Source organism: Neoroseomonas lacus, assembly GCF_014644535.1.
Classification (GTDB): Bacteria; Pseudomonadota; Alphaproteobacteria; order Acetobacterales; family Acetobacteraceae; genus Neoroseomonas; species Neoroseomonas lacus.
Genome location: NZ_BMKW01000073.1, coordinates 1 through 518 on the forward strand (window position 1 = coordinate 1; position 518 = coordinate 518).

The following is a 518-nucleotide window of genomic DNA, read 5'->3' on the forward strand; positions in this document are numbered from 1 at the left end:
ACAGGCGGCCTCGGCTTTATCGGCTCGGCCGTGATGCGTCGGCTGCTTTCGACCACCGATGAGGTGGTAGTGAACATCGACCGGATGACCTATGCGGCGAGCCCCGAGAGCCTTGGCCCGTGGTGGCGCCACCCCCGTCACATCCACATCAATGCCGACATCTGCGACCCGGCCGCCATGCGGGCGGCCTTCGCGACGCACCGCCCGTCGCGGGTGATGCACCTCGCCGCCGAATCCCATGTCGACCGTTCGATCGACGGCCCGGCCGAGTTCATCCGCACCAATGTCGTCGGCACCCAGGTCCTGCTGGAGGCGGCGCGCGAATACTGGGCCGCGCTGACCGGCGCGACGAAGGAGGCGTTCCGCTTCCACCACGTCTCGACCGACGAGGTCTTCGGCTCGCTCGACAGCCTCGACGCACCGCCCTTCGACGAACACACGCGCTACGACCCGCGCAGCCCCTATTCGGCCTCCAAGGCCGCGTCCGACCACTTGGTGCGCGCCTGGCAGCACACCTA

At 68.5% G+C, this 518-nt stretch carries 1 protein-coding gene; it reads left to right on the plus strand.

Annotated elements, in window-relative coordinates:
- A partial coding sequence (locus IEY36_RS30470) for a dTDP-glucose 4,6-dehydratase (protein ID WP_188974099.1) occupies window positions 1–518 on the plus strand: 518 nt, incomplete at both ends.